At 59.7% G+C, this 20,712-nt stretch carries 21 protein-coding genes and 1 tRNA gene; 14 read left to right on the forward strand and 8 right to left on the reverse strand.

Features of this window, described 5'->3' with window-relative positions:
* Positions 1-230: 230 nt before the first annotated feature.
* The 6 genes from coaD to JZX88_RS05120 all read left to right on the forward strand — a co-directional run bounded on the left by coaD (position 231) and on the right by JZX88_RS05120 (position 5,515).
* Positions 231-725, forward strand: a complete 495-nt coding sequence (gene coaD, locus JZX88_RS05095; RefSeq protein ID WP_065115824.1) for a pantetheine-phosphate adenylyltransferase — start codon at positions 231-233, stop codon at positions 723-725.
* 29 nt (positions 726-754) lie between these two features.
* A complete protein-coding gene (locus JZX88_RS05100; protein WP_206912794.1) occupies positions 755-1,324 on the forward strand; it encodes a peptidylprolyl isomerase in 570 nt (189 codons plus the stop codon).
* Positions 1,325-1,360: 36 nt separating this feature from the next.
* On the forward strand, positions 1,361-1,870 hold the full coding sequence (locus JZX88_RS05105; protein ID WP_065115822.1) for a peptidylprolyl isomerase: 510 nt from the start codon (positions 1,361-1,363) through the stop codon (positions 1,868-1,870).
* Between the two features lie 237 nt (positions 1,871-2,107).
* Positions 2,108-3,190: a tRNA preQ1(34) S-adenosylmethionine ribosyltransferase-isomerase QueA gene (gene queA / locus JZX88_RS05110; RefSeq protein WP_174029515.1), complete on the forward strand. Its 1,083-nt coding sequence runs from the start codon at positions 2,108-2,110 to the stop codon at positions 3,188-3,190.
* Positions 3,190-4,320 carry a tRNA guanosine(34) transglycosylase Tgt gene (gene tgt / locus JZX88_RS05115; RefSeq protein ID WP_206912796.1) on the forward strand — a complete coding sequence of 377 codons (1,131 nt, stop codon included), beginning with the start codon at positions 3,190-3,192 and terminating at the stop codon, positions 4,318-4,320. The genes queA and tgt overlap by 1 nt, the downstream gene beginning before the upstream one ends.
* A gap of 37 nt (positions 4,321-4,357) precedes the next feature.
* Positions 4,358-5,515 (forward strand): aminodeoxychorismate synthase component I, encoded by a 1,158-nt coding sequence (locus JZX88_RS05120; RefSeq protein WP_206912797.1) that lies wholly within the window; start codon positions 4,358-4,360, stop codon positions 5,513-5,515.
* On the opposite strand, the gene JZX88_RS05125 is transcribed toward JZX88_RS05120, so the two are convergent.
* The 5 genes from JZX88_RS05125 to JZX88_RS05145 form a co-directional block, all read right to left on the reverse strand.
* Entirely contained in the window at positions 5,516-6,793 is a 1,278-nt protein-coding gene (locus tag JZX88_RS05125; protein WP_206912798.1) for a type III PLP-dependent enzyme, read from the reverse strand.
* A complete protein-coding gene (locus tag JZX88_RS05130) occupies positions 6,777-8,309 on the reverse strand; it encodes an AMP-binding protein (protein WP_206912799.1) in 1,533 nt (510 codons plus the stop codon). Before JZX88_RS05130 ends, JZX88_RS05125 begins: the two co-directional genes overlap by 17 nt.
* Positions 8,306-8,569 carry an acyl carrier protein gene (locus JZX88_RS05135; RefSeq protein WP_020810249.1) on the reverse strand — a complete coding sequence of 88 codons (264 nt, stop codon included), beginning with the start codon at positions 8,567-8,569 and terminating at the stop codon, positions 8,306-8,308. The genes JZX88_RS05130 and JZX88_RS05135 overlap by 4 nt, the downstream gene beginning before the upstream one ends.
* Positions 8,570-8,673: 104 nt before the next feature.
* Complete coding sequence (locus JZX88_RS05140) at positions 8,674-9,414, reverse strand: hypothetical protein (protein WP_206913141.1); 741 nt, start codon at positions 9,412-9,414, stop codon at positions 8,674-8,676.
* 283 nt (positions 9,415-9,697) lie between these two features.
* Positions 9,698-10,825 carry an S-(hydroxymethyl)glutathione dehydrogenase/class III alcohol dehydrogenase gene (locus tag JZX88_RS05145; RefSeq protein ID WP_142859331.1) on the reverse strand — a complete coding sequence of 376 codons (1,128 nt, stop codon included), beginning with the start codon at positions 10,823-10,825 and terminating at the stop codon, positions 9,698-9,700.
* A gap of 43 nt (positions 10,826-10,868) precedes the next feature.
* On the opposite strand from JZX88_RS05145, the gene JZX88_RS05150 reads away from it, so the two are divergent.
* The 4 genes from JZX88_RS05150 to JZX88_RS05165 all read left to right on the forward strand — a co-directional run bounded on the left by JZX88_RS05150 (position 10,869) and on the right by JZX88_RS05165 (position 13,680).
* Positions 10,869-11,045, forward strand: coding sequence for a hypothetical protein (locus tag JZX88_RS05150; protein ID WP_206912800.1), 177 nt, complete (start codon positions 10,869-10,871; stop codon positions 11,043-11,045).
* A 319-nt stretch (positions 11,046-11,364) separates the two neighbouring features.
* Positions 11,365-12,585 (forward strand): TadE/TadG family type IV pilus assembly protein, encoded by a 1,221-nt coding sequence (locus tag JZX88_RS05155; RefSeq protein WP_110757110.1) that lies wholly within the window; start codon positions 11,365-11,367, stop codon positions 12,583-12,585.
* Positions 12,566-13,105: a TadE/TadG family type IV pilus assembly protein gene (locus JZX88_RS05160; RefSeq protein WP_142859334.1), complete on the forward strand. Its 540-nt coding sequence runs from the start codon at positions 12,566-12,568 to the stop codon at positions 13,103-13,105. The genes JZX88_RS05155 and JZX88_RS05160 overlap by 20 nt, the downstream gene beginning before the upstream one ends.
* Positions 13,102-13,680, forward strand: a complete 579-nt coding sequence (locus tag JZX88_RS05165; protein ID WP_206912801.1) for a TadE/TadG family type IV pilus assembly protein — start codon at positions 13,102-13,104, stop codon at positions 13,678-13,680. The genes JZX88_RS05160 and JZX88_RS05165 overlap by 4 nt, the downstream gene beginning before the upstream one ends.
* Positions 13,681-13,726: 46 nt before the next feature.
* On the opposite strand, the gene trmFO is transcribed toward JZX88_RS05165, so the two are convergent.
* The 3 genes from trmFO to JZX88_RS05180 form a co-directional block, all read right to left on the reverse strand.
* Positions 13,727-15,184, reverse strand: a complete 1,458-nt coding sequence (gene trmFO / locus JZX88_RS05170; protein ID WP_206912802.1) for a methylenetetrahydrofolate--tRNA-(uracil(54)-C(5))-methyltransferase (FADH(2)-oxidizing) TrmFO — start codon at positions 15,182-15,184, stop codon at positions 13,727-13,729.
* Positions 15,185-15,781: 597 nt separating this feature from the next.
* Positions 15,782-15,925 carry a DUF1127 domain-containing protein gene (locus tag JZX88_RS05175; RefSeq protein ID WP_003495735.1) on the reverse strand — a complete coding sequence of 48 codons (144 nt, stop codon included), beginning with the start codon at positions 15,923-15,925 and terminating at the stop codon, positions 15,782-15,784.
* A 467-nt stretch (positions 15,926-16,392) separates the two neighbouring features.
* Positions 16,393-16,539, reverse strand: coding sequence for a DUF1127 domain-containing protein (locus JZX88_RS05180; RefSeq protein WP_065115811.1), 147 nt, complete (start codon positions 16,537-16,539; stop codon positions 16,393-16,395).
* Between the two features lie 662 nt (positions 16,540-17,201).
* On the opposite strand from JZX88_RS05180, the gene JZX88_RS05185 reads away from it, so the two are divergent.
* The 4 genes from JZX88_RS05185 to JZX88_RS05200 all read left to right on the forward strand — a co-directional run bounded on the left by JZX88_RS05185 (position 17,202) and on the right by JZX88_RS05200 (position 20,657).
* Positions 17,202-17,284 (forward strand) — tRNA-Leu (locus tag JZX88_RS05185).
* 239 nt (positions 17,285-17,523) lie between these two features.
* Positions 17,524-19,002, forward strand: coding sequence for a trigger factor (tig, locus tag JZX88_RS05190; protein ID WP_004433050.1), 1,479 nt, complete (start codon positions 17,524-17,526; stop codon positions 19,000-19,002).
* A gap of 215 nt (positions 19,003-19,217) precedes the next feature.
* Complete coding sequence (locus JZX88_RS05195; protein WP_206912803.1) at positions 19,218-19,745, forward strand: AAA family ATPase; 528 nt, start codon at positions 19,218-19,220, stop codon at positions 19,743-19,745.
* Between the two features lie 261 nt (positions 19,746-20,006).
* The gene (locus JZX88_RS05200) at positions 20,007-20,657 is read left to right on the forward strand and encodes a hypothetical protein (protein ID WP_206912804.1); all 651 of its coding nucleotides are present in this window, start codon (positions 20,007-20,009) and stop codon (positions 20,655-20,657) included.
* The last annotated feature ends 55 nt before the right edge of the window (positions 20,658-20,712 follow it).

Here is a 20,712-nt window from a genome sequence, read left to right on the forward strand (position 1 = left end):
ATTTTCAATTCTCCGGATGTTTAACGGGTGAGGGGCGTTTCGGTTTCCCGATGCTGTGCATTTAAACAAAATAGCTTTGAAACCGCACTGAACGGCCCATTCATCGCGGGTTCACGGCACAGCCCCGGTTGGGCTGTGCGGTTATAAAGTCTTGCGCCGCGTGGCTCTCCATGACAAAAGGCGGGCACATGGTACCCAGCATCGAAGCGCGCCCACCATCTGAGAGCGATATGACGATTGCCTTTTATCCAGGATCATTCGATCCGATGACCAACGGACATCTGGATGTGCTTATCCAGGCGCTGAACGTGGCGTCGAAAGTCATCGTCGCCGTCGGCATTCATCCCGGAAAAGCGCCGCTGTTCAGTTTCGAGGAGCGGGCGGCGCTGATAAAGCAGGCGCTTGCCGAGCAGCTGCCCGATGAGGCGGCGCGCATGGAAGTCGTTTCCTTCGACAATCTGGTCGTGGATGCCGCCCGAAAGCACGGAGCGCGCCTCCTGCTGCGCGGCCTGCGCGACGGTACCGATCTCGATTATGAAATGCAGATGGCCGGCATGAACCGCCAGATGGCGCCCGATATTCAGACCGTGTTCCTGCCCGCTGGAACATCGTCGCGACCCATTACAGCCACATTGGTCCGGCAGATCGCCGCCATGGGCGGCAATGTCGATGCCTTCGTGCCGAAAGCCGTGCTTGAAGCCCTCAACGCCAAGCTGAAGCGCTGACTTCAGCCCCACATTCTGGAGCCAATCCGATGAAACTCGTTCGATTTGCCTTTGCCGGCGCCATGTTTGCAGGCGCGCTCGCCGCCAATACCTTCGCTTCCGCCGCCGAACTCTTGACCGTGCAGCTGAAGGACGGCCCCGTCGTCATCGAACTGATGCCGGAAGTCGCGCCCAAGCACGTGGCGCAGATCGAGGCGCTGGCCAAGAAGGGCGCTTATGACAATGTCGCCTTCCACCGCGTCATCGACGGTTTCATGGCGCAGACCGGCGACGTGCAGTATGGCAACATGGAAAAGAGCTTCAACGCCCAGCGCGCCGGCACCGGCGGTTCCGACCTGCCGGATATTCCGGCTGAGTTCTCCAAGACGCCGTTCACGCGCGGTGTGGTCGGCATGGCCCGCTCGCAGGATCCGAATTCCGCCAATTCGCAGTTCTTCATCATGTTTGCCGATGGCCCGTTCCTGAACGGTCAATATACCGTGGTCGGCAAGGTCGTGTCCGGCATGGAAGCCGTGGACAAGATCAAGCGCGGGCAGGGCAGCAACGGCGAAGTTTCCAACCCCGACAGGATGATCAAGGTCACCGTCGGCAAGAAGTAAGGTAGGGCAATAGAGCCCGAACAGAGGAGAATAGTCATGGCCGAGATCAAGGATCCGGAAAACACCATCATCATGGAAACGACGACCGGCAAGGTCGTGATCCAGCTGCTTCCGGAAGTTGCTCCGGGCCACGTTGCCCGCATCAAGGAACTGGTATCGGAAGGCGCTTATGATGGCGTCGTTTTCCACCGCGTCATCGAAGACTTCATGGCCCAGACGGGCGACGTGAAGTTCGGCAAGAAGGGTTCGGAAAGCTTCAACCCGGCACGCGCCGGCATGGGCGGCTCTGAAAAGGAAGACCTGAAGGCTGAATTTTCCGCCATTCCGCACGTTCGCGGCACCTGCTCGATGGCCCGTTCGCAGAGCCCGAACTCCGCCAACTCGCAGTTCTTCATCTGCTTCACCGATTCGCCCTGGCTGAACAAGCAGTACACCGTCTGGGGCCAGGTCATCGAAGGCATGGAAGCCATCGACAAGGTCAAGCGCGGCGAGCCGGTGAAGGATCCCGATTCGATCGTTTCCATGAAGCTTGCTTCGGCAGCTTGAGGTTAAAGAGTTTCTCCCGCCTTGCTGAACTGCAGGGCGGGCGGATGTTTTGCTGATGGAGTGTTCCTCGCACTCGACGTCATCCTCGGGCTTGACCCGAGGATCCATTCCCGCCAGCGTCATGGGTCCTCGGGTCAAGCCCGAGGATGACGTGGAGGGGAGGAAGCCGCTTCACCAACAACGACCCGCCGGCAGTTTGCTGCGAGGCGGGTTTTGATATTTTCGAGAGCCCTTGCAATGCGTGTAGACCTGTTCGATTTCGATCTGCCCGAGGAGAATATCGCCCTTCGCCCGGCGAACCCGCGCGACAGCGCGCGCCTGCTGGTGGTCGATCCGAATGAAAACCGCATGGAAGACCACCGCGTCTTTAACCTGCCGTCTTTCCTGCGGCCCGGCGACGCGCTTGTTTTCAACGACACCCGCGTCATTCCGGCCCAGCTGGAAGGCGTGCGCCTGCGCGAAGGTGCGCCGGAGACGTCGGTTTCGGCCACGCTGCACATGCGTGCCGACCAGTCACGCTGGAAGGCTTTCGCCCGCCCCGGCAAGCGCATCAAGGAAGGCGACCGCATCCGGTTCGGTTATGAGCGCGACAATGCCTGCGGCCTTGCCCATCTGGAGGCCACCGTCGAGGAAAAGGGCGAGGATGGCGAGATAACGCTGCTGTTCGACGTTTCCGGCCCTGTTCTGGACGAGGCGATTGCCTCGGTCGGCCATATTCCTTTGCCGCCTTATATCGCTGCCAAGCGGCCGGAAGATGCGCAGGACCAGACCGACTACCAGACCATTTATGCCCGCGAGAAGGGTGCGGTTGCCGCCCCCACCGCCGGGCTGCATTTTACCCCCGATCTGTTCGAGGCGCTCGACAAGGCCGGTATTGAGCGGCATTTCGTGACGCTTCACGTTGGGGCAGGCACTTTCCTTCCGGTGAAGTCCGACGATACCGACGATCACAAGATGCATTTCGAGATCGGCCATGTTTCGCAGGAAACGGCCACACAGCTCAATGCGGTGAAGGCGCGCGGCGGGCGCATTATCTGCGTCGGCACCACTTCGCTAAGGCTGATCGAAAGTGCGGCCGACGAGAATGGTGTTATCCATCCATGGTCCGATGCCACCGGCATCTTCATCACGCCCGGTTACCGTTTCCGGGCGGTCGATATGCTCATGACCAATTTCCACCTGCCGAAATCGACGCTGTTCATGCTGGTTTCGGCTTTCTGCGGTCTCGAAACGATGCGTGACGCTTATAAGCGTGCCATCGAAACCGGATACCGTTTCTATTCCTATGGCGATTCCAGCCTGTTGTTCCGGAAAAACTGATGCACGACAAATTCACCTTCACCCTGAAAGCCACGAGTGGCGGCGCGCGCCTCGGCGAAGTCGCCATGCCGCGCGGCGTCATCCGCACGCCCGCCTTCATGCCGGTTGGCACTGTTGGCACCGTCAAGGCCATGTATCTCGATCAGGTGCGCGAGCTGGGGGCCGATATTATTCTCGGCAATACCTATCACCTGATGCTACGGCCCGGCCCGGAGCGTGTTGCGCGTCTGGGCGGTCTGCATGAGTTGATCCGCTGGCCGCATCCGATCCTCACCGACAGTGGCGGTTTTCAGGTGATGTCGCTTTCCGGCTTGCGCAAGCTGGATGAGCAGGGCGTGACCTTCAAGAGCCATGTGGACGGTTCGCTGCACCATATGTCGCCGGAACGCTCGATCGAAATTCAGGGCATGCTCGATTCGGACATCCAGATGCAGCTCGATGAATGCATTGCGCTGCCGGCCGAGCGCAAGGAAATCGAGCGCGCCATGGAAATGTCGCTGCGCTGGGCGGAACGCTGCCGCGTCGCCTTCGGCGAGCAGCCTGGCAAGGCCATGTTCGGCATCGTGCAGGGCGGTGACCAGCCGGATCTGCGCATTCGTTCCGCCGAAGGGCTGAAGCAGCTTGATCTCAAGGGTTATGCCGTCGGCGGCCTTGCCGTCGGCGAACCGCAGGATGTGATGCTGGGCATGCTCGATATCACCCTTCCGGTGCTGCCGACCGAAAAGCCGCGTTACCTGATGGGCGTCGGAACGCCTGACGATATCCTGAAATCGGTGGCGCGTGGCATCGATATGTTCGACTGCGTGATGCCGACCCGCTCCGGCCGTCACGGGCTTGCCTTTACCCGTCGTGGCAGGGTCAATATCCGCAATGCCCGCCATGCCGAAGATATGCGTCCGCTCGACGAGCAGTCCAACTGCCCGGCCTCGCGCGATTATTCCCGCGCCTATCTGCATCATCTCACCCGCTCCAACGAGGCGCTGGGCGGCATGCTGCTCTCCTGGCACAATCTTGCCTATTATCAGGAGCTGATGCAGGGTATCCGCAAGTCGATCGAGGAAGGCCGTTTCGCCGATTTTTATGCGGAAACCATAGAGATGTGGGCGCGGGGCGATATAGACCCCATCTGACTCTTCCCGAGTTTTTCTCCTGTTTCGGACGCTTTCCTTGGCACACGCGCCTTACGTTCTTTTCCGGGATGACACGACCGGCACGGTGACAGCCTTCGCCGAGCCGGAGGAAATCATCGTCGCGGATGAGCCTGAGGCGTTTTTCGCCGCGCTCAAGCGCATGGAACAGCTGCGCCGGGCCGGAAAATATCTTGCCGGCTATATGTCCTACGAGGCGGGTTTCCTGTTCGAGCCGAAGCTTGCGCCTTTTGCCGCCGAGCCTCGCAATGTGCCGTTTCTGACCTTCGGCGTCTTTTCCGGCCCACAGCCGGATGCGGGGCGGTTTGCGCGCCCCGACGCGCTGCCGGATGCGGATGCGTTTCTTTCCGATCCCGTGCCGGCATGGACGCTCCAAGAATACCAGCAGCGCTTTGCGCGACTGCACGACCATCTGCGTCGTGGTGACTGTTACCAGGGCAATCTGACCATGCCCGTCACCGCTCGCTGGAGTGGCGACCCGCTCACCGCCTTCTGGTCGCTGATCGAGCGGCAACCGGTGAAATACGGCGCGCTGGTCGATCTTGGCGGCCCGGTCATCCTGTCGCGCTCACCGGAACTGTTTTTTTCGGTCGACAGGGACGGTTTCATCGAAACCCATCCGATGAAGGGAACGACACCGCGCGGGGCGGATGCGGAGGAGGACCGGGTAATCATTGCGGCGATGCTGGCGGATGAAAAGACGCTGGCTGAAAACCGCATGATCGTCGATCTGCTGCGCAATGATATTTCCCGTATCACCGAGGTCGGTAGCCTTCATGTGCCGCGGCTGTTCGATATCGAGACCTATCCCACCGTTCACCAGATGGTCAGCCATGTCAGGGCGAAGCTTCTGCCTGAGGTGACGGTGGAAAACATCTTCGCCGCGCTGTTTCCCTGCGGCTCCGTCACCGGCGCACCGAAAATGTGGGCGATGAAAATCCTGCGCGAACTGGAAGCTGGCCCACGCGACGCCTATTGCGGCGCGATCGGCTTTATATCCCCTGATGGTGATATGCGGTTCTCAGTAGCGATCCGCACACTCAGCCTGTTCGATGATGGTCGTGCCGTCTTTAATGTCGGGGGCGGCATCGTCTTCGATTCCGTCGCGGAAGCCGAATATGACGAGTGTCTGCTGAAATCGAAATTCGCGGTGGGGGACAGGTTGCTGCGGGTGTGATCAGCGTCCGATCGCCTCAAACACACCATCCTCCACCAGCACTTCCTTCGCCGCCGCATGGCTGAGAAAACCCGCAGGGCTCGCGCTGGCGCCATAGGCGCCCGATTGCAGGATGGCGAGTAAGTCACCGGCCTTCAGTTTCGGCAGAGCCGCATTGCGGGCCAGTGTGTCGAGCGGTGTGCAGAGCGGACCGACGATGGTTGCGGTCTCGTCGTAGTCTGCCTGCATCTTGGCGGGCGCGACGATGGGATAGTTGCGCTTGACGATCTGGCCGAGATTGCCCGAGGCCGCCAGATGGTGGTGCATGCCGCCATCCGTCACCACGAAGGTGGTGCCGCGCGAGCTTTTCACCGAATTTACTTCCGCCACATAGAGGCCGCCGGGGCCGGCGAGGAAGCGGCCGGGTTCGACGATGATATGGGCGTCGGTTATCAGCGGATGCGCTTTCACAAGCGTCTTGAGATCGGGAATGGCGGCGCTGACCGTTGCAAGGTCAAGCGGCGTTTCCCCGGCGAAATAGGGGATGCCGAGGCCGCCGCCGAGATCGATGGTTTCAAGCGGTCTGCCCAGCATTTGCGCCATGCGTGCGGCAAGGGAAATGGCGTGTCGCCATTGGGAGACAAGCATATCGGCGTCGAGGATTTGCGTGCCGCCATAGATGTGCACGCCGACGAGATCGATATGTCTGGCATCCCTGAAAAGCGGCAGGACGTTTTCCAGCTCTTCCTCGTCGAAACCGAAAGCGGTGGCCTTGCCGCCCATGCGCATGGCGCCGGCTTGAGCATCCGGCACGGGGTTGATGCGGATCGAGGCTTTGACCGGTTTGCCGATCTCTTCGATGCGGGCGATTTCCTCGGCGCTTTCAATATGGATTTCGCCGATGCCGCCCTCGATCACCTCGCGCAATTCGGCCATGCCCTTGCCGGGGCCGGCGAAGATGATGTTCTCAGGTGCGACGCCGGCCTTGATGGCGGCGCGATATTCGCCGACGGAAGCGATTTCCGCGCCTGCGCCTTGCTGCCGGAAAAGTGCGATGATGGCGGGCAGGGGACTGGCCTTTACCGAATAATAGATATCGGCAAAGCCCGAGAGCGCCGTTTCAAGGTTCCGATAGGCGCGGCGCATGGCGCTTGCATCATAGAGGAAGCACGGCGTTCCGGTTTGGGCGACGATATCGCGCACCGCAAGCCCGCCGATGACGAGATCATTGTCAGTGACCGCAAATTGCGCAGCCGCAAGGGCCGGGCCGTGGCTCTGGGTTTTATCCGTGGGCGACATTGTCCGTCCGTTCGCGCACCAGCGCGCGGTAATCCACCTTGCCATTGGCGGTGACCGGCAGCCGGTCGACCAGTTCGATGGCGCGCGGGATCATGAAGGGGGCGAGCATTTCGGCGGCCTTCTTCAGCGCTGCTGAAACGTCGGTGGTCTCATTGGCGGCGGTTGCGACCGCATGTACCTTTTCACCGGCAAAGGGGTCCGGCAGACCGATGACGGCGACCTGCTGGAACAGCCCTGTCGACATCAGGCTTTCCTCCACCTCTGTCGGGCTGATGCGATAGCCTGACGATTTGATCATCGCATCGTTGCGGGCAACGAAGCTGAAGAAACCGTCTTCGTCTTCCACGGCCAGATCGCCGGAATAACAGACGGTTTCGCCGCCCAGTGCCGCCGGGATGAAGGGATGGGGACGCAGCACTTTTGCCGTGTCTTCCGGCCGGTTCCAGTAACCCAGCGAAACCGTCGGGCCACGATGGACGAGAATGCCGGGTTCGCCCGGTTTTGCCCGCTGTCCCTTGTCGGTGACGATGAAGATCTCGCATTCCGGGATAGCCTTGCCGATGGAGGTCGGCCGGCTGTCGATTTCTTCCGGTGGCAGGAAGGTGGAACGGAAAGCCTCGGTCAGACCATACATCAGGTAGATTTTCGTGTCCGGCAGCTTTTCGCGCAGCGCTTTTACGGTTTCCTGCGGCACACGCCCGCCGGAATTGGTGATGTAGCGCAGATGCGGCAGCGGCGTCTTTGCCAGCGACGGGGCAGCTCTGGTCAGGATTGCCCAGACGGTCGGCACGCCGGCGAGACCTGTGACGGCATGGTCGCGCAGATCGCGGACGATATCGTCGCCCAGCCGGAAGGTGGAGATGATCGTGGTCGCGCCCTGTTCCACAGCCGTCAGCAGCTGGTTCAGACCGTAATCGAAGCTGAAGGGCAGGAGGGAAAGAATGCGGTCTCTGGCCGTGATCTCCAGATAGGTGCGCACGATGCGGGCGCCGGCCAGAAGATTGCGGTGCGACAGCATCACGCCCTTGGGTGAGCCGGTGGAGCCCGATGTATAGAGGATGGCGGCGAGGTCTTCGCCGATTGCCGCCGAAGGGCGGGCAGGCAGGCTTGTGTGGCCTTCGATATCTTCCGCCAGCAACAGGGTCACATCGGTCAGCCCTTGCAGCGCAGCATCCAGTTCCGCCTGCATTGCCCTGTTGCTGATGACGATTTTCGCGCCGCTATCCGCGACGATATGGCGGATCTGCTGCGATTTCAGCAGCGCATTGACCGGAACGAAAACACCGGACGCCATGCTGACACCGAAGATCGACCAGCATTCCTCGATGCCGCGTGGCAGATAGATGACGACGCGGTCGCCGCGTTCCGCGCCGGCCTGCTGCAGAGCCGCCGCGCATCGCGCCGCCGCTGTGGTGAATTCGCGATAACTCAGCGATTGTTCTTTATGAACGAGGGCCTGATCGTCGCTTGCCGCGCGCGCGGCAAGAAGATGGTGCAGCAGGAAATGGGGTGTCATCTCCTCCGTTCCCTGAGGACGAATGCGATGAGGTCTGCGGGCGTGCCGAGATTTTCCGGCGTGAAATGCTCGTCATCGAGAATGATGCCGAAACCCTCGCCGAGAAAGATCATCAGCTCCAGAAAGCCAAGCGAATCGATCACGCCGCCTTCGAGAAGCAGTGTGTCGGCGGAAAAGGGCGCATAGGCGGGGAAGCGGTTGGAGAGATAGGAATAGATGGTATCAGCAACGTCGATTTCGCTCTTTTTCGCCGCAAGCATGCTTGTTCTCCGATTTCCCGTGTTTCCCATAAACCTGCCCGGAAAGGCGCTTTTTTCTGTAAAGGCCAAGATTCCAACAGGTCCTGTAGGCACCACTAAAATACCTAGGGTGGCAATAACACCAACTCTGAGTATGTTTCGTTAATAAATCGTGGGTTCCATACGCCTTTTACTTGTATCGGCGCTGATTTATGTGCGGCAAATCCCCCGGCGTTTCGTTCACCCTCCAGTGCGGCCATGGTGAGGGCAAGCCTGCCCTGGCCAAGAAGATGGCGGGCGATCGCGGATATGTGCCTCTGGGCGATCTCCCGGTCCTCGCAATAGATCAGGCGGGCGGAGGGCAGCTTTCTGGTTGTGGTCTTTAGAAACACCAGCGGATGCTGACGGCCATCCGCCTGCATAACGGCGACGATGCAGCCCAGTCGCGCATGATCTTCAAGCATGTCGCGCATTGCATCCGGCAGGGTATCCGCAGGCATGGCGGCAAGCGGGCTGAGCCGCGCGCCTGCCGGACGGAGTGCGGTGAGCGGCAGGGGATAAAACAGCGTGCAATCCGTCACCGTGTGGAAACCCAGCCGCTCATTCAGCCTGCAGGCTTCGGGAGAGGGAGTGAGGTCGGTGAACAGTTCCTCCTCGGCGGAGGAGGCCATCTGCAACATGCGCGGCGCAAACCACCGGCAGGAGGGTTCGACATACCAGCTGGACAGGTTGACGACGATCCTGCCGCTATCCGGCAGGCGGTTGCGGATCGTCAGCAGGACACCTGCCGCATCCTCGCCCTTCAGCAGCAATTGCCCGATTGGGCCGAGTTCCCGGCGCTGGTGGTGTTCATTGATGAGCGCCAGCCCACGCGACCAGAAGGCCTCGCTTTTTTCGGGGAAACCTTTCGCCAAAAGGGTAACAGCGGCGGCGCGGTTTCCGTTGTCGATCGGTACGATTTTCAGGGGTCACTCTCCGCTGTCTGGCATGATTTGGCCGGGGAAAGAGATTTTTCAACTTCGCCGCGTAATATCGGCTTACGACGATAGATTTACCGTCCCGTTAATCGCGCCGGCTGCAGGGCGGCCGGGGCGATCACATTTGCATGAAGGGCAGGCGCAAAAGGCGCTGCCCTTCATCTGTTGTCGATCAATAAACGACCACGCCGCGGATGCTCTCACCCTTGTGCATCAGCTCGAAGCCCTTGTTGATGTCTTCGAGCGGCATGGTGTGGGTGATCATCGGATCGATCTGGATCTTGCCTTCCATATACCAGTCGACGATCTTCGGCACATCGGTGCGGCCGCGCGCGCCGCCGAAGGCCGTGCCCATCCAGTTGCGGCCGGTGACGAGCTGGAAGGGGCGCGTGGAGATTTCCTGGCCGGCACCGGCAACGCCGATGATGACCGACTTGCCCCAGCCGCGATGCGAGGCTTCCAGCGCCTGGCGCATGACCTTCGTGTTGCCGGTGCAGTCGAAGGTATAATCCGCGCCGCCGATCAGGTCGCCGTTGCGCTTCGTCATGTTGACGAGATAGGGCACGATATCCTCGCCGACTTCCTTCGGGTTGACGAAGTGGGTCATGCCGAACTTCTCGCCCCAGGCCTTGCGATCGGGGTTGATGTCGACGCCGATGATCATGTCGGCGCCGGCAAGGCGCAGGCCCTGCAGCACGTTGAGGCCGATGCCGCCGAGACCGAAGACGATGGCCGTTGAGCCAATCTCGACCTTGGCGGTGTTGATGACCGCGCCGATGCCTGTTGTCACGCCGCAACCGATGTAGCAGACCTTGTCGAAGGGCGCGTCGGGATTGATCTTGGCCAGTGCGATTTCCGGCAGGACCGTGTAGTTCGAGAAGGTCGAGCAGCCCATATAGTGGTGGATCTTGTCCTTGCCGATGGAGAAGCGCGAGGTACCGTCAGGCATCACGCCCTGGCCCTGGGTGGCGCGGATGGAGGTGCAGAGATTGGTCTTGCGCGACGTGCAGGAGTAACACTCGCGGCATTCCGGCGTATAGAGCGGAATGACATGGTCGCCCTTCTTGACCGAGGTGACGCCGGGGCCGACATCAACCACGACGCCAGCACCTTCATGGCCGAGGATCGCCGGAAACAGGCCTTCCGGATCGGCGCCCGACAGGGTGAAATCATCCGTGTGGCAGATGCCGGTCGCCTTGACCTCGATCAGCACTTCGCCGGCGCGCGGACCTTCAAGCTGAACGGTCATGACCTCAAGCGGTTTTCCTGCCTGAATGGCAACAGCGGCGCGTACGTCCATTTTCGATCTCCTGGCGTTTGTCTCATGATTGGATAGGGCTGTTTTGCCCGAGCTTGGCGGCAGGGACAAGGGGCAAAGGGGCTGGCGCCCGTCCATGACGCTCAAAAAAATGTGGCCGTTTCAGCTCTTGCCGGAAAAAGATGTGGCGGGAAAATCATATTCGCCATCGAATATCCAGCCGGTCTATTCCATCGAGTATTTCGACTATAATAAATTATGAATACCTTATTTAACTACATGATTTTACTTACTATTTTTGGTATTCGGGTGACCTTTAATTTACGAATCTGGTGTTTAATTCGCCATATAGAATGACGAATGGAATTGGGCTGCCTTTGATTGGCGGCTTGGGAAATATCTTTGTCTCGCGAATGCGATTGAACCACGCCATTCGCGTCACGCCGCCATGATCGCGGCATCAGCGGTTTTGCTGAATTTGTTTTCTGCGGCCCGGCATCTTGCCCGGCGGCAGCCTTTGCGTGTCCGGCTGGGGAGGGGGCGGCACGATCCGTTGGATTGGACGAAAGCGATAGTTGCAGATGTTGTATGTTGAAAGAATATTGAAGGCGTCGACGCGCCATTTCCGCTCGCTTCTTCAGGACCGGCGGGCAAATTTCGCGATTATCACGGCATTGATGATGCCGGTCTTTCTTTTCACCTTCGGGCTGCTTTTCGAAGGCGGCCGGGCGCTGGCTTATTACAGCCAGTCAAAGCGGGTGATCGCGCAGGCCTGCGAGCGCTCGACGAAACCGACCCGCACGAATGTGCCTCTCGATGAAGTGCGCCGCAAAAATGTGCTCGATACGTTCGATGCGCTCATCGGCTCCACCAAGCAGAAGGTGGTGAGCCGCGAAGTGAAGATCGACTGGCTGACCACCGATATCGAAGCGAAATTCACTTACAGGACGGTGCTGGGCAGCATGTTCAATGTCGAACAGATGGATTACGCGCTGACTTACCGTTGCGACGGCATTCCTCCCTATCCGCATGATGGCGAGGTGATCGTCAACAACACGTTCGAGATACTGAATGGCAAGGAGCGGGTTCTCAAATTCGGCAAAAGCCCCAACACAAAGAACGGCTGCTGGGGTGTCTACAGCTATGAGGAACTTGGATGGGACGGCGGCACTGGCCCCGGTATCGAGCTTCAGGACTGGAGCAGTGCCGAATGTCGCAAGAAATTCGGCTGGCAGGGCTATGAGGAGCCGCAGAAGGATGCCGGGTCTGCCTGCGCCAGCGTTTCGCAGCAGGACACTTCCCCGACGGATAAAGAACCCGGCAAGGATGCGTCACAATCCCCGGCGGCCAATCCGTGTTCGCCGCAACCGGACGACCCGGCAAAATCTCCCCAGTGGAGTGCCGAAAACGCCCGGATACCGCCGACCAAATATGTGGTGGAACTGGACAGCGACTGGCAAGGGACAGGCAGACGGGATGCCAACAGTTCGATCTTCAAATATGTGGAACTGCATCCCGGCACATATGAGGTTTCGGTCTGGTACAATGGCCGTAACGATGCCTATGGCGGCACCAACGACATCGATATCTTCCTGCAGGTTCTGCGCCCGAAGCTGGGTTCGGAAAAGAAGATCATTGAAATGGCCCAGAAGGGCAAGGTCTACTGGGAGCGCCGCAGCTATTCGATCACGGTCGATACCTACTCCGTCTACAAGCTGACGATTGCCGCCGGTGGAAAAAGCGACAGTCTCGGTGGCATCATCACGGCGTTCGAGGTGAAGTATGTCGACGCGCCGAAGTAATCTGTTCCTTCGCCGTTGCCGCATCCGGCTCAGCTCCTACGCTGCCGATATCCGGGCGGCGACGGCGGTCGAGTTCGGCCTGCTCCTGCCGGTGTATTTTCTGCTGGTGTTCGGTATTTTCGAAGTTGGTCTGGCGCTGCTGTTCAGTCTCAATCTGGCAATGGCGGCCAATGCCGGGGGAGAATTTCTGCGCAAGGCGGCGGCAAGCCAGACGACGGTTACCGAAGCTGAATTCAGGCGGGTCATCGCCTCGAACTTCCTGCTTGGTACGACGGACGAGGATATGAAGATCACGCTTGTCCCGATCCCGGATGCGGATTTCACCGCCGTGCCGTTGACATTCCCGGTTGAGAACAAGTTTCAGACGCCGGACAGAAGCGCCGGGCAATATCTTCTGGCGCTCGGTTTCAACTGGCGATTCATTCTGCCCACCACGCGTCTGTTGATTCCCGGTGGCGGCAAGCAGCCGCAATTGCAGAACGTATCTTTGGCGATCACCGCCGTTCGGGTGACGGAATGATGGTCTTTCGGCTGAAATCTGCCCTCGGCGCCATGATGCGGTCGCGTTCCGGCGTGGCTGCGGTGGAGTTTTCCCTGCTGTTGCCGATGCTGATCATCTTTCTGGCGGTGATGATCGAGACCGGTCGTGGCTGGTTGAGTTACGACCGTTTTGTCACGGTCGTCGACAATACCGCCCGCTGGTCTGCCCGTTTCCCCGAATTTGAGGAGCGGGTAAGGACGGGTGTGAAAACCTTCGTCATCGACGCCGGCCAGCCGCTCGACCCCGACAAGCTCGACCTGACCCTGCGGAGCGCCAAACTGGTGGGTGGCGTCGCCGTCACCGAGTTCGCGCCCTATAATTTCTTCGGCTCGGCTGAAAACGTCGTCTGGGACAAGATGCTGAAGGCAGGGAACTTCAAGGAGGAAGAGGCCGTCATCGTGATTTCGGGGCGGTATAAATACAGCCCCCTGTTTTCGTTCCTCAGCGCGACCACCTTCGAGTTCGAATATGTGGCGACGGTCAATCCGTATTTTTCGCGGCACTACAAATATCAGAAGGGCAAGTCGGACTGGGCCTTCTGGAACGTTCGCTGACGGCAGCGGCCACGGCCGGAGTGTTCCGTGGCCGATGTTTCGCCGTTCAATGATCCCGAACGGTGCCGGAAATCGGAGCGGTCTCGACCGTCCCCAGCCACTGCGCACAATCCCTCAACGCCCGCGCCGCAATCAGCTGGCGTTTCATGATCGTCTTGTCCTTGCCGCGAAAACGTTTGACGCCTTCCGGTTTGACGATTGCGCCCGGGGCCAGTTCCGGGAACAGGCCGAAATTGATGTTCATCGGCTGGAAGGAGCGTTTGCCCGGCTCATCATCGGAAGAGAGGTGGCCGCCGGTGATGTGGTTGAGGAGCGAGCCGAGCGCGGTGGTGGCCGGTGGCAGGCTCGGGGCCTCGCCCTTCTGTTCGGCGGCGGCGAAACGGCCGGCGAGGAGGCCGACGGAGGCGCTTTCCACATAACCTTCGCAGCCGGTGATCTGGCCGGCGAAACGCAGGTCGGGCCGGGATTTCAGCTTCAGCGAATGGTCGAGCAGGATGGGGGAATCGATATAGGTGTTGCGGTGCAGGCCGCCGAGGCGCGCGAACTCCGCATTTTCCAGACCCGGTATCATGCGGAACACATCCGCCTGCACGCCGTATTTCAGCTTGGTCTGGAAACCGACCATGTTGTAGAGCGTGCCAAGCGCATTGTCCTGGCGCAGCTGGACGACGGCATAGGCCTTGACGGTGGGGTTATGGGCGTTGGTCAGGCCCATCGGCTTCATCGGGCCGTGGCGCAGCGTCTCGCGGCCGCGTTCGGCCATGATCTCAATCGGCAGGCAGCCGTCGAAATAGGGCGTGCCTTCCCATTCCTTGAAGCCCACGGTGTCGCCGGCGATCAGCGCGTCGATGAAGGCGTTATATTGTTCCTCGTTCAGCGGGCAGTTGATGTAATCCTTGCCCGTGCCGCCGGGGCCGACCTTGTCGTAACGCGACTGGTACCAGCATATATCCATATTGATGCTGTCGCGGTGCACGATGGGGGCGATGGCGTCGAAAAAGGCGAGCGCATCCTCACCCGTCTCGGCCTGAATGGCGGCGGCAAGATCCGGCGAGGTCAGCGGGCCGGTGGCGATGATCGAGTTGCCCCATTCCTTCGGCGGCAGGCCGTTCACCTCTTCGCGCACAATCGTCACCAACGGGTGACTTTCCAGCTCTTTCGTTACGGCCTCGGAAAACCCGTCGCGGTCCACGGCAAGTGCACCGCCGGCCGGCACCTGGTGCCTGTCGGCGCAGGCCATGATCAGCGAGCCGGCAAGCCGCATTTCGGCATGGATGACGCCGACCGCATTGGCCGTCGCGTCGTCGGAGCGGAAGGAGTTGGAGCAGACCAGTTCCGCCAGCGTATCGCCCTTATGCGCATCCGTGCCGCGCACGCCGCGCATTTCATGCAGGATGACGGGCACACCGCTTTGCGCGATCTGCCACGCGGCTTCCGAACCGGCCAGTCCGCCGCCCACGACGTGAATGGGAGAAGTGGTCTTGTCTTGCATGCTGCTGTCCATGGGCGGCCGCGGGGCAAAGGCTCCCGTCCGGCGGCTGTCTCTTGAGTGATTGTTCCGCGCGGGTCCCAGAGGACGCGGCATTGTTGCGGGATGCACTAGCATGCATGGCCGGAGCAGCCAAATGTTTTTGCGGGTGGGGTGGGCGAGGGATATGAGGGAGGATGTGGCTTTACGCCCACAAGTCGCCCGAATGCGGGTAGCGACCTCGTTTCCGTTTTCGATGTGTAATTCGCTGTGATGGTCGGCAGCGTTTTTTCGTAAGAGGCCATCTCTTCCGTTATTCCGGCCTCGAGCCGGAATCCAGCCAGCCCAAGTTTTTGGGCTGAAAGGAGTCCTTCCCACGGCACAGACGCGCCGTGACTGGATGCCGGATCAAGTCCGGCATGACGGGAGAAAAGCGTAGCGAAACAGCAGCAGGCAAGAAGGGGGCGATGCCGTATGCGCTGTGTGCCGGACCGATGTTTGTCAATCGCCAACTGGAGAGAATTTCCAGTAGATTCCACCAGAATCAAAAACGGCGCCAGAGGCGCCGCTTTTTTTACCTGTCGCTCGATCGTCGCGCCCTGGAGGTCGGGCAGCGGGACGATCGTTTACGCCTTAGCGGAACGAACGGGCTGCTACGTTACGGATGTCGTAACGGGTCAGGCCGATGTCGCTCAGAGCCTGGTTGGAGAGGCTGCCGAGTTCGTTGATCGTGCGGCGGTAGGAGATCCAGTTCTTTGCAATGCGGATAGGGTTCATGGTCGTTTCCTCAATCTATCTCTGTTGATTTCGTCTGCCGGCTCAGCGTTTCCCTGTGCTCTCGGCTGTTGAGGTTTATATATAGACATTAAGCCATGTTGTGCAGTGCAGAATTTAGGCTACTGCCATGCATTTGTGCACTATGTCGGCTAAATTTGCGGCTTTGGATATCACTTGAGCAAAATATGAGCGGAAATGCCTGCATTTCGGGCGTTTTTGACGGGTTTGGCGCTGCTGCACGGCTTGGATGGGGGGCTGAAGGAGGCGAAAGGGACCTGAAATGCCGCCGCGTGCCCAGGGGCAGGGGCTCGAGCGATGCATTTTGCCGCTGCCGCGCCATGCATGGGCAACAGCGCGTGTGCCGGCTTCCGGTCGGCCAAAACGAAAAAAAAGGCCAGAGGCGGGAGCCTCAGGCCTTTTTGGGAGGGTATTCTCGCATCCGCCGCAATCAGCGGCGGGCGTATCTATTAGATGCCGACGGCGGTGCGGGCGACGCGGCGAATGTCCTGACGGCCAATGCCGAGGTCGCTCAGTTCGCGGTCGGTCATGCGGCCGAGTTCGGTTACGGTCTGACGATACTTGCGCCAGTTGGTCAGCGAGCGTGCAATGTTCATTTTCATCTTCCTCTTCGTGCTGTTCAGTCTCTGCGGCCAGTCTTGGGAGGCTTTGGTCCGGGGCTGAACTCGATCTCTGTATGACCATGAATATAATCGGTTTAATCAAAACAAAAACAGACAAAGCAAGATGTCACCTATGCATGGAATGCACGGCAAGCCGGTAAATCAGCCTGATTGCGGCGTTTCATGCATAATTTGTGACCAATTTATGTGCTTTTGGTGACGCCAGCGGGTTGTGCATTGCGAAGCCGTGCGGCGGGGCCGGGTGATGGTGGCGGGGAGAGGGTGGAAGCCGGCATATCGGACGGAGAGGGCTGGCGGCAATCCGGTTTTTCAGGCCGCAGGCCATGCTATATATAATGTCAATGTAGCCGCATAAATATCGCGGGCTCCGGCTGCCGGTATTTCTCGCCGATGCGAAGGCCAGACAGGCCGGGTGAGGCGGTGACGCGAGCGTGGCCGTGGCGGTCTCCGGTCCGGGATCGCCGCCGCCTTCACCTTTATGTCATTTCTCCTCGCGCTCCCTGCCAAACAGCGAAAGAGGGGCCGCCGTCTTTCGCCGCCCGAGCGGGGGCCAAGAAAAGTCCGGGCGAAACGAAAGGCAGGGAAACGGCGTGCTTGACCCTTTCTGAACATTGTGACATACCGCCGCCCAACGTGCGGGTATGGCGGAATTGGTAGACGCATTGGTTTTAGGTACCAACGCTTCGGCGTGGGAGTTCGAGTCTCTCTACCCGCACCACAAGCAAGGCATGGCTGCGCCACGCTTGCGCCAGAGTGCATCTTTATCAGATGCGGGGAGCTTCGGGGTTTATTTCTCCCCATTGGTCTTTTCTCCGGTGCAGGCGCAATGGTGTCCGGCAGGCGCTTGTGTAAAGAAATAAGGGAAGCCACGGCCGGGGAACGATGTTTCCGGCGCAGTGCTCGAAAGTAAACCAACGGCTGTCTGAGCACCGCCGCCATGATGTGAAGGTTAGGAAAATGCAGGTTATCGAAACGCTCGCTGAAGGGCTGAAGCGCGAACTCAAGGTCGTTATTCCGGCCGCCGACATGAAGGCCCGTCTGGACGAGCGCCTGGTTGACGCCAAGGACAAGGTTCGCATCAACGGCTTCCGTCCCGGCAAGGTGCCGATGGGCCACCTGAAGAAGATGTATGGCAAGTCCATCATGGCTGACCTCGTCAACGAGCTGGTTCGTGAAAAGCCGACTGAAATCCTCTCCAGCCGCGGCGAAAAGTCTGCGACGCAGCCGGCCATCTCCATGACCGAAGACGAGCAGGAAGCCGAAAAGATCCTGTCGGCCGAATCCGATTTCGAATTCACCGTTGCCTACGAAATCATTCCGGCCATCGAACTGAAGGCCAATGACGGCATCAAGGTTACCCGCGAAGTTGTTGAAGTCTCCGAAGACGAAATCAACGAGCAGATCCTCAAGATCGCCGAAAGCGCCCGCACCTACGAGACCAAGAAGGGCAAGGCCGCTGACGGCGACCGCGTCACCATGAACTATCTCGGCAAGGTTGACGGCGTTGCCTTCGACGGCGGCGCGGCTGAAGACGCTGAACTGGTTCTCGGTTCGGGCCGCTTCATCCCCGGCTTCGAAGACCAGCTGGTCGGCGTCAAGGCTGGCGATGAAAAGACCATCACCGTGACCTTCCCGGCCGATTACCCGGCTGCTAACCTTGCCGGCAAGGACGCCAACTTCGACATCACCGTCAAGGAAGTTGCCGCCGCTGCTGCCGTTGAAATCAACGACGAACTGGCCACCAAGCTCGGTCTCGAATCGGCTGAAAAGCTGAAGGAAATCGTCAAGGGACAGATCGAAAGCCAGTACGGCAACATCACCCGCCAGAAGGTCAAGCGTCAGATCCTCGACCAGCTGGACGAAATGTACAAGTTCGACACGCCGGCTGGCCTGGTTGACGCCGAGTTCGACAACATCTGGCGCCAGATCAACACCGATCTCGCCCAGTCCGGCAAGACCTTCGCTGACGAAGACACGACCGAAGAAGAAGCCCGCGAAGAATATCGCAAGCTTGCTGAGCGCCGCGTCCGTCTCGGCCTCGTTCTCTCCGAAATCGGCGAAAAGGCCGGCGTTGAAGTGACCGAAGAAGAAATGCAGCGCGCGCTGTTCCAGCAGCTGCAGCAGTTCCCCGGCCAGCAGAAGGAAATCCTCGATTTCTTCCGCAACACGCCCGGCGCTTCCGCTTCGCTGCGCGCTCCGATCTTCGAAGAAAAGGTCATCGACAAGCTGCTCTCCGAAATCTCGGTAACGGACAAGACCGTTTCCAAGGAAGAGCTGCTGGCTGACGACGCCGAAGAAGCAACGGAAACCAAGAAGAAGGCCCCGGCCAAGAAAAAGGCTGCCGCCAAGGCTGACGACGCCGCTGAAGGCGAAGAAGCCGCTCCGAAGAAGAAGGCTCCGGCCAAGAAGAAGGCCGCTGAAGGCGACGCCGAATAATCTTCTTCACTGGAAGCTGATTGAACAAGGGGCCGTGGCGAAAGCTGCGGCCTTTTTGTTTGGGCGTCTGGTTTCCTGGCGGTGCTGTTTGCGCGGTTTCAGACTTTTGACATCGTTGCGTTATTCTGGATCGCTATCGTCAGAAACCGTGGCCGCCGGATCGGAAGGTATCGGCACCATCGCCACAATGCCTGGGAAGGTTGAAGGGTCGTGCCGTGGGTGTCAGAAACTATTTGATCGAGGGTGTTTCCGGCACGGGTAAAACCTCGGTGGCAACGGAACTCCAGCGGCGTGGCTATCACGTCATCCACGGTGACCGTGAACTTGCCTACAAGGGCGACCCGGGAACCGGCGAACCGGTCGATCTCTCCCTGTTTCAGGGCGATGGAGATATGGTCTACCGTCACCGGCATCATATTTGGGATGTCGAAAGAGTTCAGGCGCTGGTGACGGATCGGTGTCACGCAATCACGTTCTTCTGCGGCGGCTCAAGGAACTTTCAGCGTTTTATAGACCGCTTCGATCAGGTCTTCGTTCTGGATGTCGATGTCGCGACCCTGCGAAGACGGTTGACGGAGAGGCCGGAGAACGAGTTCGGCGGAAAACCGGCCGAACGCGAATTTGTCCTGCAACTCCATGCGACGAAAGAAGACCTTCCCACCAATGCAACGGTCATTGATTCATCGAGGTCTTTAGAAGTGGTGGTTGATGATATTCTGGCCCGCTGCGTTGGACCGGCCTGAGGAAACCAGCAGCGTGGGGGCTTTTGTGCCTTCGCTTCGATCACAATGCGGTGCAGCATGATTTTTTGCTGCATCTGCTCTTGTTCATCTCCCGTTCATCTGGCACCCTGCGCAATATGATTTGCCCCGGCCGCTGCATGCGGTCGTTCGGGCATTGTGGGCTGCTTTATGTGGCCTAGACGCTGCCAAACCATTGGCCTCCGCTTTTACCGTGCCTGCCGGGTTCTCCCGGTGCGCCCTTAATCTGTCAGGGGACAAGATATGTCACTCCGAACGGGTTCCGCCCTTTTCATCGCGCTTTATGCCCTGACGGGAACTGCCGCCCATGCGGATGAGGCCGGGCTGATCTGGAAACCGGTCAAGAATTCCGACCGTTCCTATACGGCGCGCATCGGTGCGAAATTGCCGGTCGATACGCCGATCCGGGCGGGGCTGGAAATGGGCATGAATGCCTCGAAGACCGGGCAGGTGGTGGATACGCCGGTGCGTTTGTGGGGCAATGTCACGCTGCTTGCCGAGCAGCTGCCCGGTGTCTCGCTCGCACGCGATGTCGGCGTCATGTTCAATGCGCTGACGGGCTCGAGCAGCGTTTCCGTGACTTCGCAGCAGAAGCGCATCGTCACGCCGGAACTGGATATCGAGGCGAACCGCAATTTCACGGTTCGTTATGATGGCACGGCGCAGCAATGGAACGGGCTGGATGTGTCGCAGTCACTGCGCCTTTCCCGCTCGGAAACCGGCACCGCCTTCGTGCTGACGGGGGCGAGCCGCAACAGCTTCAGCGAGTTCAGCAGCGGCGTGGCGGTGGAGCAGAAACTGGGCGATCACCTGACCGTGCGCGGGACGCTCGATCAGGGTTATGCGGATCACTTTAGGCCGGGGGTAAGTGCGCGGTACAGTATTCGTTGGTGAGGGGCGAAGTGCCTGCGCCGGGACCGTCCCCAGATAAGTGGGAAGGTGCAGATGA

The sequence above is a fragment of the Agrobacterium sp. OT33 genome, from assembly GCF_017313365.1.
In the GTDB taxonomy this organism is placed as follows: Bacteria; Pseudomonadota; Alphaproteobacteria; order Rhizobiales; family Rhizobiaceae; genus Agrobacterium; species Agrobacterium rhizogenes_A.

Coding starts and splice junctions, on each gene's coding strand:
- coaD (WP_065115824.1), top strand. CDS start 231: ATGACGATTGCCTTTTATCCAGGATCATTCGATCCGATGACCAACGGA.
- JZX88_RS05100 (WP_206912794.1), top strand. CDS start 755: ATGAAACTCGTTCGATTTGCCTTTGCCGGCGCCATGTTTGCAGGCGCG.
- JZX88_RS05105 (WP_065115822.1), top strand. CDS start 1,361: ATGGCCGAGATCAAGGATCCGGAAAACACCATCATCATGGAAACGACG.
- queA (WP_174029515.1), top strand. CDS start 2,108: ATGCGTGTAGACCTGTTCGATTTCGATCTGCCCGAGGAGAATATCGCC.
- tgt (WP_206912796.1), top strand. CDS start 3,190: ATGCACGACAAATTCACCTTCACCCTGAAAGCCACGAGTGGCGGCGCG.
- JZX88_RS05125 (WP_206912798.1), bottom strand. CDS start 6,793: ATGTCGCCCACGGATAAAACCCAGAGCCACGGCCCGGCCCTTGCGGCT.
- JZX88_RS05130 (WP_206912799.1), bottom strand. CDS start 8,309: ATGACACCCCATTTCCTGCTGCACCATCTTCTTGCCGCGCGCGCGGCA.
- JZX88_RS05135 (WP_020810249.1), bottom strand. CDS start 8,569: ATGCTTGCGGCGAAAAAGAGCGAAATCGACGTTGCTGATACCATCTAT.
- JZX88_RS05145 (WP_142859331.1), bottom strand. CDS start 10,825: ATGGACGTACGCGCCGCTGTTGCCATTCAGGCAGGAAAACCGCTTGAG.
- JZX88_RS05155 (WP_110757110.1), top strand. CDS start 11,365: ATGTTGTATGTTGAAAGAATATTGAAGGCGTCGACGCGCCATTTCCGC.
- JZX88_RS05160 (WP_142859334.1), top strand. CDS start 12,566: ATGTCGACGCGCCGAAGTAATCTGTTCCTTCGCCGTTGCCGCATCCGG.
- JZX88_RS05165 (WP_206912801.1), top strand. CDS start 13,102: ATGATGGTCTTTCGGCTGAAATCTGCCCTCGGCGCCATGATGCGGTCG.
- trmFO (WP_206912802.1), bottom strand. CDS start 15,184: ATGGACAGCAGCATGCAAGACAAGACCACTTCTCCCATTCACGTCGTG.
- JZX88_RS05175 (WP_003495735.1), bottom strand. CDS start 15,925: ATGAACCCTATCCGCATTGCAAAGAACTGGATCTCCTACCGCCGCACG.
- JZX88_RS05180 (WP_065115811.1), bottom strand. CDS start 16,539: ATGAACATTGCACGCTCGCTGACCAACTGGCGCAAGTATCGTCAGACC.
- tig (WP_004433050.1), top strand. CDS start 17,524: ATGCAGGTTATCGAAACGCTCGCTGAAGGGCTGAAGCGCGAACTCAAG.
- JZX88_RS05200 (WP_206912804.1), top strand. CDS start 20,007: ATGTCACTCCGAACGGGTTCCGCCCTTTTCATCGCGCTTTATGCCCTG.